We start from the raw sequence: 11,333 nt of genomic DNA, 5'->3' as shown, positions 1-11,333 counted from the left end.
TTTAAGATATTTAGGGCAGGAGTAATTACTTCAATTTCTTCTCGACCTAAATATCCTGATTCACCTGCATGAGGATTCAGGCCTGCTACTTTTATTCGGGGGTGTTGAATTCCGAAATCGTATTTTAAGGAATGATGCAATTGATTTATGACCTTAACGATCTGAGAAATGCTTATAGCATCTGGTACCATTCGTAATGGAAGGTGCGTTGTAACCAAAGCCACTTTCATTTGGGCACATGCCAACATCATGACAACAGTTTCCACCTTAAAGAAATCTGCAAAAAATTCCGTATGGCCTGTAAATCGGATACCAGCTGCATTAATGTTTGCTTTGTGTACAGGTGCAGTAATTAATGCAGAAAATTCTCCCTTTGCGCATAAATTGGCACCTAAGGTTAAGAGTTCTATTACATAGGCAGCATTGTGAGGGTTTAATTGACCACTAACCACTGGAGCAGCGCAAGAAACGGGCAATACGGTTAAATACCCAGGATTTTTTTTGCAAGGCTTCCCTGGATCATACTCTAAAAATTCTATACAACGATTTAATTCTTTAGCTCTTGTCTTTAATAAAAACGGATCTCCCAAAATTACTATTGGCAAATCAAATTCAGCCAAAGACAAACACAAATCTGGACCAATCCCAGCTGGCTCACCACTACTGATAAGTAGTGGACTCATGCCAAATCCTTATCAACTATGTTGATGTAAGCCTGAGATCGCAAATGTTGTTGCCAATTTTGTACAGCTTCTACAAATTTTCTCTGTTGTAAAAATTGTCTGACTTGTTGTTTTTTAAAAGCTTCTGAGTCATCTTTCTGCCTGCGTCCAACTACTTCAATAAGATGCCATCCATACTGTGTTTTTACGGGTTTACTGACCTTATGCAATGGTAGATTATTCATTGCCTTTTCAAATTCAGGAACTAATTCCCCTGGGTTAACCCAACCTAAATCACCGCCTTTTACAGCGCTTGAGGCATCAAGGGAATACTGTTTAGCCATTAAAGTGAAATCCTTACCTGATTTTATTTGTTGATAAATATTATTGACTTGCTTGATAGCTTCCGATGGTACCATACTGGCATCTGGTTTAAGTAATATATGTCGAACATGGGTTTGAGTGATCATATGGCGTTGATTCTCACCACCAATGGCAATTAGTTTGATTAAGTGAAATCCGTTGCCCGTTCTTATTGGACCAACCACCTGGCCAACTTTCATACTCACTACTTCCTTAGCGAACACCTGAGGCAATTCAGCCAAATGGCGCTCACCTAAATCACCACCTTCAAGTGCAAATTCCCCGCTTGACTCCTCTATTGCCAAGCGACTAAAGTCATCCCCTTTTTTTATTTTATTTAATAAATTATCAGCTTCAATTTTCGCTCTTTTGAGTTGCTCAGTAGTTGGCTCCTCATTTAAAGGGATAACAATATTTTTCAAATGATAGGTTAAGTTAGAATTATCCACTTGGCCAGCCGTTTTTAAATATTGATCCACTTGTTCATTAGTCACAATGACATCTTTGCCTACCGCTTTTTGTTGAATCCTGGTAATTATCATTTCTTTACGAATATTTTGTCTATATTCTTGCCAACTAAGCCCTTGCTTTGTAATTTCTTCACGTAACTGAGATAAACTAAGATGATTTGCAGTTGAAATTTTTTCTATTGCTTCATTAAGTTCAGTATTATCAACGGCAATACCATTTTGTTTCGCCATTTGCATTTCAAGATCTACATCGATTAAATGCTGTAATACTTGTTTACGTAATACCGACTCATCTGGCATTTGCATATTTTGAGCAATAATTTGCTTTTTAGATAACTCTACTTGAGCATTAAGTTCACTCGAAGTAATGACACTGTCATTTACTATCGCAACTACCCTATCCAATAACTGTTTTCCTTCGGCGAAACACATTCCTGAAAACAAAACGCATAAAAATGCTATTCTTTTAAACATGCCTTAATCCTCATTTACATTTTGTCGGGCAATTTATGTTATTCTTTATCAAAATACAAGCAACTTTGTTTAATTTATGCCACCATCCCTCAAAAATAGATCAAAAAACTTTCAACTCTTATCACTCAAAACCCTCAGGCGTTTATACTATGTCATTCACCATTTTTTAATGAGATTCTAACGACGTTGAAAAGGATCGTTGTATCCTGGAATATAGGTGTTCAGTATACCACTTGGGTCACTACTTGCCACCGATCCTAAGCCTTTTAATAATATTTGCAAATAAATATTACTATTATATTGAGGTTCGAATTCGTCATTTAAGTTTTTAAACGTTCGCCCTCCTAAAATACGCATAGCCCAGCAGCAACTATCATATTGCACACCAAGAAATGACATCATGCTGTAGTTTTTACTAATATTATAACTATAGGCACCAACACCGCTCCATTTATCACTAAGTGGCCAAATTGCAGCGAGGATTGCTTGATGTAATGCGTTATCTTCTGCACCATTGTTTCTTACTTGAGTTACATCACCATTGACCAGATAACTATATCCACCGTTGATAATGGCTTTGGGAGATGGCTGATAGTGCAAATTCAAATCAGCGTTGTTCGTAGCATTTGTGGCTGGATCCCAAATATAATCTCCTGTCATTCCCCAGGCTGGATTAAATTTATAGACAGCCCTGGAAGCAATAGGTGAATATCCAAAAGTGGAAGACAATTTCCCAAAAGTATTTGGACTGTCAACACAAAACCCCGTAGGGCTTTGACAAATTTGTACTCTTCTCTCACTAAAATATTTAATTTGGCCGATAGAAAAATTAGCCCTTTCAGCTCCTGTCTCGTCAACTAACCATCTTGTAGTGATGGCATAACTCAACTGATTGGCATCTCCGATTCGATCAAACCCTGAAAATCTATTTGTCCTAAATAATTGATCGACATTAAAAATCATAATCCCAGAGTCATATACAGGAATAACAGTTTGATTATAATAAGGTACCCTTAAATAGAATAACCTGGGTTCTAATGTTTGTATGTATTCTGTACCCTGCAATTTCAAATCACGTTCAAAATACAATCCTCCGTCCAAACTATACCGAGGAATGGTCAGATTATAATTAGCCTTAGGAGAACCCCAAGTATAATTTCTTGAAACATCATAATAATTTTCTACAAACTGCACTGAGGGAGTGACATAACCCCATGGCTGCATCATCGGTATTGATAAAATTGGATTAAAATGGAATCGAGGACCTTGAGGCATATTGTTAAGAGCAATATTCCATGAATCATTGGGCCAGTGAAACTGATCATATTGACCAAGAATATTTAAATTGGCATTGAAAGGTAGATCAGAGTAAAAACCTCGTGCCTTAAGTTGCGGCAAACGTTCATATACTGGAGAAACAGCAATTTCATTAACTGGATGTAATGTTTGATAACTTTGCACCATACCACTTAAAGTCCAGTTTTCAGTTAAGTAGGTTAAATCGGCTTGGCGCAATAACTGTCTCTGGGTTATTGATGCCAAATTAGTACTAAAATCTTGAAAATAATAGTCATCTGAAACCTGCTGCAGATTAACATTCAGTTGGAGATCAGGAATCAGTTGGGTTGAGTCCACAATACCTAATTGCCAACGGTTTGTAGAAAGTCCTCGAAGTTGTGGGAATTCAATTTCATTATTTTGCAAAAATTCCCTAAAGGCTTTATCTTTTGGCAAAAAACTTCCATTCAAAGTTCCAGTGCCATTAGTAGTCAAATATCTAAATTGTCCTCCCATCATAAAACCACGCTTTGTATACAGATGGGGAACCAGGGTCATATCATAATTCGGTGCCATATTCCAATAATAAGGAATACCTAAATCGGCACCTCCTATGTTAGAGTACCCAACTATAGGCATTAGAAAACCTGATTTTCGATCTTTATTGGTAGGAAACGTAAAGTATGGTGTATAAAGGACTGGCCATTCACGAATACGTAATTTGGCATTTCGAGCCACGCCTTTTCCTTTCGCATCGTCAATACTTATGGACTCTGCTTCAATAGCCCAAGCTTTATCTTGAGGGGCGCATGTGGTGTAAGTGGCGTCTTTCAAAAAGTAATCTTTATTTGCAAAACGTTTGATTAAGCTTGCCCTGCCCCATGCTGGAAGCAAAGCGCTGCTTCTATTAGTGTTAAACCGATAAATTACATCCTCTACTTCCCCTGATTTATCTTGTGGATAAACAATTGCCTTTCTAGCAATCATCATTCTATCAGGCTCTAAATAACGGACATGATCCAAAAATTCAATTTTTGTCACTTCATTCGTTTTTGAATCCCTGTAGACGTATGCAGTTTGAGCATTAATTATCCTTTGGCCTTGTTGCATTTCTACATGTCCGGATAGTGTTGATCTTTGGGTTCGATAAAAGGAAACGCTATCAGCCATGATGCGTACTTCTTCCGGATTATCCAGTGGCGTCACAGTAATAGGCTGATAATAACCAAGACAAACAGGCGTATTTTCATCCGCTTGCCATCCCAGACATTGAGCAAATTTATCTCTTATATCGTCTGTTAAATCAACTTCCCGAGCTATCACACAAGCTTGAATGGGCTCATTTATCAATACCGCGGAATAAGCAACGCCATGATAATTAGTTAAGGATAAAATAAGAGCACTCACTCCAGTGATCAATAATCCCCATTTCGCAGAAACCCAAAATTGTGGCCATTTTTTGAGTGGCTGTTTTAAATAACAATAGGATAAGCCTCGCAATAAGGCGATAAATGAAAAAAAACTGTATATAATTAGCTTTTTATAAAACCTCATGTTCACAGCTAACAAAATGCCTTATTATTTGCGCAATAAAATCACTCTTTATCACGAGTATATCAATTGCATTCTAGAAATAAAAACGGGAAGTATACCATGCTTGAGAGAGAAAACGCACTGAAAGAGTGGTTAACTCAAACTATTCAACAAAAAGATTTTATCTTAGCCCCGCTAGCAGGAGACGCAAGTTTTAGAAGATATTTTCGTATTCAATACAATGGATTAACTCAAATAGTGATGGATGCCCCTCCCGAAAAAGAAAATATCGAGCCCTTTTTACATATAGCAGACGTTCTTAGTAAAGCAAAAATACCTGTTCCAAATATTCTTGCAATAAATAAGGCACAGGGTTTTTTATTATTAAGTGATTTAGGTGATCAACTATTATTAAATAAACTGCATAATGAAACAGTTGATTATTACTATCATAATGCTATCAATTTGCTGTTAGAAATTCAAAAATGCTCTATAAACGATCCGAAACTTCCCTCATTTGATAAGGCTTTTATGCTTAAAGAAATGAATTTATGTGCGGAATGGTTCCTCAAAGCCTATCTTTCTCTTAATTTAAATCATGAGGAATTACAACTTTTTCACCATACTATCGAATGGATAGCAAGCGAAGTAGCCAGTCAGCCTCTAGTCTTTATTCATAGAGATTACCATTCAAGAAATCTGATGCTTGTAAAAAATCATAATGACGATTTGGCAACTATTGATTTTCAAGATGCCATGCAAGGCCCTGTTACCTATGATTTGGTTTCTTTACTGAAGGATTGTTATATTTCATGGCCTAGAGAAAAAATTTTAGAATGGGTAACGTATTTTCATGGGAAATGTTCCCTCGCCAGCACTTATTCTCTAACAGATTTTATTCGCGCATTCGACCTATGTGGATTACAAAGGCATTTAAAAGTGTTAGGGGTTTTTTGTCGCTTATATTTGCGCGACAATAAAGCAGGATATCTTCGAGATTTACCCTTAACTTTAAAATATGTGTTTGAATGTACTGAAGTATATGAAGAATTACTCCCATTTTTTAGCTTTCTTCAAAAACGAGTCTGTCTACCATGAATACTGCGATGATTCTTGCTGCGGGACGAGGAGAACGATTACGTCCGCTGACCGATACAATACCTAAAGCACTCTGTAATGTAAAAAACAAACCTTTGATTGAGCATCATGTAATTAACTTGGCTAAAGCAGGGTTTGAAAGATTAATAATTAATCATGCTTACCTTGGGGGACAAATTCGCCAATATCTAGGAAATGGAAAGCGGTGGGGTATCGATATTATCTACTCATCTGAGCCACCTGGAGGGCTTGAAACAGGTGGGGGAATTGTAAAAGCCTTACCTTTATTAGGAGAAAAACCATTTTTAACAGTCAATGCTGACATTTATACTGACTTTGATTTTAACAGCTTTCAAATTCAATCCATTGATACCTTTCATCTTATTTTAGTACCCAATAATCCTTCCCTACGTCATCATGGAGATTTTGGCTTAACTAATGAATCTCGCCTAACCAATACAAACCCAGTTTATACTTTTTCGGGTATAGCCTGTTATAATCCCAAAGTATTTGCTCACAGCAAGCAAGGCCGATATTCTGTTACACCTTTAATCAGAAAGTATGTAGAACAAAATAATGCCACAGGCAGCCTATATTCTGGGACTTGGTATGATATAGGCTCTATGGAAAGACTTAAAGCAGCAAACAATAATGACACTGACTACCAAATTTAAGCACCGGCTGTTGGGGTTGTCGGTGTCTCACTGATTGCCTCAATAGATTGCTGCAATTCTTCTCGCTTGGTTTCCAGCACTTTTGGTTCCCGTTGTGCCACATCTATGCTGACACCCTTCTCTGCAAAATACCTAGCGACACCTTTTTCACTATCATTGATTAAATTCCTGATTTCCTCTGGGTTCGTATTAGTTTGGTTACCCGCGTTATCTATTTTAACAACCGCTCCTCCGGAAATAGCAAGATTATTCTTAGCAAGCCAACCTTCAAATAACCCATCTGAAGTTTTAAGCTGGTCTCCTTCCACCATTTTTCCATTAGAAGAAAATCCGCGTAATATTTTTGCACCGTCTCCGATTTCGATTTCCAATTTTAATCCCTCAGTCATACCTCTCATATGAGTAGCCAAAAATTCAGCTTTATTTTCTTGAGTATTTTGATAATCAGAAGTCGGTCTTTCGTGACCGGACCAAACTTGAGCAGAGGATAACAGTTTAAATCTAACATATTGAGCGTATTCGTTTACTTTATCCAGCATATCTTGGCATTGTGGTAATAGTTTTTCTTTAGTTAAAATCTCTTCGAATCTTGTCGCCATATATTCTGCACCTTGAATGGATGATTCACCAACTTGCATGGCGTGCAATAAGGCTTGTCTCGTGGGTAATGACATTTTTTCCATAACTAGCTCTCGACAATTGTTTTTTAGTTTAAATAGATATGAATTAATTATAGCAAACCAGCCTCATTAGATTGATAGCTGGTTTGTGTATAGATGTTAAAAGTCTGTAAAAATCACATCAATGGAGATTTCATTTTATCGATCACAGAATGAAAAGTCTTTTTCTTCATAGACTCGAAAGTAAATTCATCTACTAAAATAGCATCCCACCGTGCGTCTTCAACGGCAAGCAAATCATTCATTTCTTGTTGGGATAACTGACCATTTGTTACTTTTTCTTTTAATTTGTCTTTCAGTTTACTAAATTTATGTCGTTTCAAATCATTCACTTTCTTAGACAACGCATCCGTTTCGATGATAAGCTGCAACGCACGTTCCATTCGATCCACTGGCTGTTCAGGATCACCGCTGAGAAAGACAGATTTTTTCAAGCGATCACGATATTGATTATTACCAGTCATTAAACGAGCTAGTTGATGATCTAATTTATCTGAGGGATAGCGCATTGTTTGTCCAAATGGAAACGCAGACACACGGGCAATAAAACCTAAAAATTTTGACGGCAAATTTTGACAAAGAGCAATCATAGATTTTTGTGCATGATAAAAACAGTAGGTTACAGCCCATCTGGCATGTAATTGCTCATCAGGATTATCTTGATTTAATTGCGCATTTCGTAAGGCTGCCATAGCCATGTAAAGATAAGACATGCCATCAGCTAATCTGGCAGATAAGCGTTCTCTACGTTTTAAATCGCCTCCCAAATAAATTAAAGACAAATCAGCAAGCCACGAATAAGCATGACTTAAGCGTGCTAATTTTTTATACTCTCTTTTCATTGAATTATCTGGCACAGTAATAAACAAACCACCTGTCCATGCTGAACAGACTGCTTTAGCAAAATTTTGCATAAAATAATTAATATGTTTCCAAATTAACTCTCTAAATGCTTCCTTATTCTCAGTTGAGATCGCGTAGAATTCATCTCTAATGAATGGATGACAAGCCATTGAACCTTGTCCAAAAATCAGCAAATTTCTGGACATAATGTTAGCACCTTCTACCGTAATGGAAATAGGTACGCTTTGATATAAACTGTTCAAGTAATTACGTGGACCCACAACAACAGCGCGGCCTGCATGAACATCCATTGCATCATTCACAACAATACGCGCCAACTCGGTATTAAAATATTTAGTAATTGCCGAAGCCACGGAAGGTTTTTTATGCTCATTAACTGCAGCAACAGTTAATAATCGAGTAGAGTTTATTAAATAATTCAACCCGGCTATTTCTGCAAGTTTTTCCGCTACTCCTTCAAACTGAGCGATTTCCACATTAAATTGACGGCGAATTCTTGCAAAAGCTCCTGTTGTTAAATAAGAAACGGAAGATGTGCCTGCGCCTAATGCCGGAAGTGATATAGAACGTCCAATAGACAAGCATTCAACCAGCATTTGCCATCCAGATCCCGCTCTCTTCTGGCCACCAATTATAGTATCAATAGGTACAAAAATATCTTTGCCACGTAAAGTTCCATTCATAAAGGGCTGATCAGCAGGCAAATGTCTGTTTCCGATCTCAAGATTTTCTGTATCTCTAGGGATAAGCAAACAAGTGATGCCTTCTTCTCCTTCCCCTTTTAAAAGTCCATCCGGATCCTTCAGGTTGACAGCCAAACCTATTAAGGTCGCAATAGGTGCCAAGGTAATCCATCGTTTGTCTAAAGTGATATTTAATCCAAGCACTGATTTCCCTTCCACCTTCTTTTTAACTACTATGGCTTCTGATTGAATAGATGTTGCATCACTTCCTGCGCCTGGCTCAGTCAATGCAAAACAAGGAATCTCTATGCCTTTGGCCAGACGTGGGAGATAATAAGATTTTTGCTCATCAGTTCCATAATAATTTAATAATTCTCCCGGACCCAGAGAATTAGGTACCATCACTGTAACAGCAGCTACTCCTGAGCGAGTGGCAATTTTCATTACAATGTCGGAATGTGCTCTAGCTGAAAAACCTTTGCCACCAAATTCCTTTGGAATAACCAATCCTAAAAAACCACTTTCTTTAATGTAATTCCAAACCTTGGGTGACAAATCATATTCCTGACTGATTTCCCACTCATCTAACATCGTACATAAAGTATGTGTTTCATTATCCAAAAAGGATTGTTCTTCCTCAGTTAGTTCTGTAGAAACGGAAGATAACCTTTGCCAATCTGGTTTCCCTATAAAAATATCTTGTTCTAACCAAGTATCACCAGCATTCAATGCTTCTTCTTCAGTTTTAGATAGTTTAGGAATGGATTTCCCTGCTGTTTTATATAAATAATCACTAATTAAAAGTCGTAATGGTTCAACTTGAATAATCAGAACTGTTGCAATAACAAACAACCAGATCAATATTCCTATTACCCACGGAAAACCAAAATAGAAAGTGGCAAAAATTAGGTAAATAATACTCCCAGTTTCCCAAACCAAGGGATTAATTGCCCTGTACAATACTACTAGAGTAAAAGCCAAATAAATCAAAAAAAACACAATAGCCATAAAAATACCTTCCTTTGCTATTTTATTTAAGATCTCTAGGATAACCAGTCTATTTTGCTTTGGACAAAGGAGCAAGTGTTTATCAACATGAGTTAATGCGAAAATAACTTAGCCGCTTCAAAGTAATTTCAACTGAGCAATAAACCCAAAAACGAGTTGTAAAAAGATCTTCAAATGGGAAAACAGAATATCAGTATATACTCTTTGTACTTTATTTTGCGAGCGATAATCCTTTAAAAATTCTAAGAAACTTCCAGGTTAAACTTGCTAAAATGAGTCAAATCATCTAGCGTAAGCAAAAATAAAAACGAATATATATAATGCAACGATTGGTTTGGAATTTTGAATTTTCCTCTGGACAGACAATCTCATTAACTACTCTTGGTAATTACGTCCAAGACAAACTAAAATGGGAAAAACGTTATTTTTGGTCTGATGATCAAATTATCAGTCTTAATAGCATTGATAATTCATTACTTAACCTCGCTAACTATCAACAAAAACATAAAGAAGATTATTACTACTTACTACCTGATTCGGACCATAACATAAAACGAAGGCGTAATGAGTTACTGTATAAACCCGTCACTAAACAATCTGGATCGGCATTTGGTTTTGGGCCAAAAATAAACCTTGAGGATACACAATGCCTCTCATCTCAAGACAGTATTGCCCCTATGAATTTGCAAGATCTGTTCAAAAAAGTGAAAAAAAAGGGAATTGTAGTTTTTGTTAAAAAAGAAGCCTTTGTCTTCAAATTTCCAACGACACCTACGGTCAAACTTGAACTTGCCCGTCTCGAAGTGAATAATAAAGTATATTTTAGCGCTTGTGTTGAGGGGAGATCGCTGAATTTGGTAGAAGCCATTAGTGAACTTTTGTTTGGAAACCAGGCTTCCATTGAATACGTTACTTTTTTAAAAAGAATTTTAAAACTATGATAAAAACCCTCATCGAAATCATTTATAGCTTCGGAAAAATTGGATTGATATCCTTAGGTGGTGGCAATTCCATGTTAAAATTATTGGAATATGAAGCAGTCACTTACAGGCACTGGATTGGAAAAGAAGAATTTGTAGGTATGCTAGGCTCAAGTTTTTTATTCCCGGGATTAACGGGAATAAAATTAGCAGCGCTAATAGGTTACAAGACTGCAGGAATATCAGGGTTAACCCTTGCCATTATATGCCTCAATTTACCAGGATTAATCATGGCCCTGTTAGGATATCAGTGGCTGACTTCGCACAATGGTCCAATAACACGTAAGATCATGATCTCAGTCCAATATGGCGCTTTGGCATTATTAGCAGCAGCTACATTTTCCGTTGTTCAAGGTGTTGTCGATGTCTACTATTCCATTCCTATCGTTATTTGCTCCATCTTATTCTTCCTTGCCCTAGCTCTTTGGAATCTATCTCCTTTTTATGGTTTTTTAGGATTTATAGCAATATGCTTTTTTCTGGTGCGTTAATCTAACATTGAATCAGTTATCGCTTTTAATAAATTTATTGAATAAAATTGAATAGCCCATTCAAATTGATGAACA

9 protein-coding genes (1 of these 9 only partly in view) are annotated in these 11,333 nt (G+C 36.8%); 4 read left to right on the top strand and 5 right to left on the bottom strand.

Features of this window, described 5'->3' with window-relative positions:
* The 3 genes from pdxA to ACZ5EK_RS01600 form a co-directional block, all read right to left on the bottom strand.
* On the bottom strand, positions 1 to 683 hold the 5' portion of the coding sequence (gene pdxA, locus ACZ5EK_RS01610) for a 4-hydroxythreonine-4-phosphate dehydrogenase PdxA (RefSeq protein ID WP_464431067.1). It extends 292 nt beyond the left edge of the window; only the first 683 of its 975 coding nucleotides appear in the window; the start codon lies at positions 681 to 683; its stop codon lies off the left edge, out of view.
* Entirely contained in the window at positions 680 to 1,969 is a 1,290-nt protein-coding gene (locus ACZ5EK_RS01605; RefSeq protein WP_464431066.1) for a peptidylprolyl isomerase, read from the bottom strand. The genes pdxA and ACZ5EK_RS01605 overlap by 4 nt, the downstream gene beginning before the upstream one ends.
* 177 nt (positions 1,970 to 2,146) lie before the next feature.
* Complete coding sequence (locus ACZ5EK_RS01600) at positions 2,147 to 4,801, bottom strand: LPS-assembly protein LptD (protein ID WP_464431065.1); 2,655 nt, start codon at positions 4,799 to 4,801, stop codon at positions 2,147 to 2,149.
* A 99-nt stretch (positions 4,802 to 4,900) separates the two neighbouring features.
* On the opposite strand from ACZ5EK_RS01600, the gene ACZ5EK_RS01595 reads away from it, so the two are divergent.
* Both ACZ5EK_RS01595 and murU read left to right on the top strand, forming a co-directional pair.
* On the top strand, positions 4,901 to 5,878 hold the full coding sequence (locus ACZ5EK_RS01595; protein ID WP_464431063.1) for an aminoglycoside phosphotransferase family protein: 978 nt from the start codon (positions 4,901 to 4,903) through the stop codon (positions 5,876 to 5,878).
* The gene (gene murU / locus ACZ5EK_RS01590) at positions 5,875 to 6,552 is read left to right on the top strand and encodes an N-acetylmuramate alpha-1-phosphate uridylyltransferase MurU (protein ID WP_464431061.1); all 678 of its coding nucleotides are present in this window, start codon (positions 5,875 to 5,877) and stop codon (positions 6,550 to 6,552) included. Before ACZ5EK_RS01595 ends, murU begins: the two co-directional genes overlap by 4 nt.
* Here the strand turns inward: murU and ACZ5EK_RS01585 are convergent.
* Together ACZ5EK_RS01585 and ACZ5EK_RS01580 are read right to left on the bottom strand one after the other, a co-directional pair.
* Positions 6,549 to 7,235: a lpg0294 family Dot/Icm T4SS effector gene (locus tag ACZ5EK_RS01585; protein ID WP_464431060.1), complete on the bottom strand. Its 687-nt coding sequence runs from the start codon at positions 7,233 to 7,235 to the stop codon at positions 6,549 to 6,551. The genes murU and ACZ5EK_RS01585 overlap by 4 nt on opposite strands.
* A gap of 113 nt (positions 7,236 to 7,348) precedes the next feature.
* Positions 7,349 to 9,787, bottom strand: a complete 2,439-nt coding sequence (locus ACZ5EK_RS01580; protein WP_464431059.1) for an acyl-CoA dehydrogenase — start codon at positions 9,785 to 9,787, stop codon at positions 7,349 to 7,351.
* Positions 9,788 to 10,107: 320 nt separating this feature from the next.
* Between ACZ5EK_RS01580 and ACZ5EK_RS01575 the strand changes: the two genes are divergently transcribed.
* Together ACZ5EK_RS01575 and ACZ5EK_RS01570 are read left to right on the top strand one after the other, a co-directional pair.
* Positions 10,108 to 10,728, top strand: a complete 621-nt coding sequence (locus ACZ5EK_RS01575) for a hypothetical protein (RefSeq protein WP_464431058.1) — start codon at positions 10,108 to 10,110, stop codon at positions 10,726 to 10,728.
* Positions 10,725 to 11,258, top strand: a complete 534-nt coding sequence (locus tag ACZ5EK_RS01570) for a chromate transporter (protein WP_464431056.1) — start codon at positions 10,725 to 10,727, stop codon at positions 11,256 to 11,258. The genes ACZ5EK_RS01575 and ACZ5EK_RS01570 overlap by 4 nt, the downstream gene beginning before the upstream one ends.
* Positions 11,259 to 11,333: the final 75 nt, after the last annotated feature.

This window comes from Legionella sp. JM-2024 (genome assembly GCF_055389095.1).
The sequence above is the reverse complement of the archived record's forward strand: the minus strand, read 5'-3'. Positions and strand labels throughout refer to the sequence as shown.

Excerpts from the sequence above, each read along its gene's own strand:
- ACZ5EK_RS01595 (WP_464431063.1), top strand. The coding sequence starts at position 4,901 with ATGCTTGAGAGAGAAAACGCACTGAAAGAGTGGTTAACTCAAACTATT.
- ACZ5EK_RS01570 (WP_464431056.1), top strand. The coding sequence starts at position 10,725 with ATGATAAAAACCCTCATCGAAATCATTTATAGCTTCGGAAAAATTGGA.
- ACZ5EK_RS01585 (WP_464431060.1), bottom strand. The coding sequence starts at position 7,235 with ATGGAAAAAATGTCATTACCCACGAGACAAGCCTTATTGCACGCCATG.
- ACZ5EK_RS01575 (WP_464431058.1), top strand. The coding sequence starts at position 10,108 with ATGCAACGATTGGTTTGGAATTTTGAATTTTCCTCTGGACAGACAATC.
- murU (WP_464431061.1), top strand. The coding sequence starts at position 5,875 with ATGAATACTGCGATGATTCTTGCTGCGGGACGAGGAGAACGATTACGT.
- ACZ5EK_RS01600 (WP_464431065.1), bottom strand. The coding sequence starts at position 4,801 with ATGAGGTTTTATAAAAAGCTAATTATATACAGTTTTTTTTCATTTATC.
- ACZ5EK_RS01605 (WP_464431066.1), bottom strand. The coding sequence starts at position 1,969 with ATGTTTAAAAGAATAGCATTTTTATGCGTTTTGTTTTCAGGAATGTGT.
- ACZ5EK_RS01580 (WP_464431059.1), bottom strand. The coding sequence starts at position 9,787 with ATGGCTATTGTGTTTTTTTTGATTTATTTGGCTTTTACTCTAGTAGTA.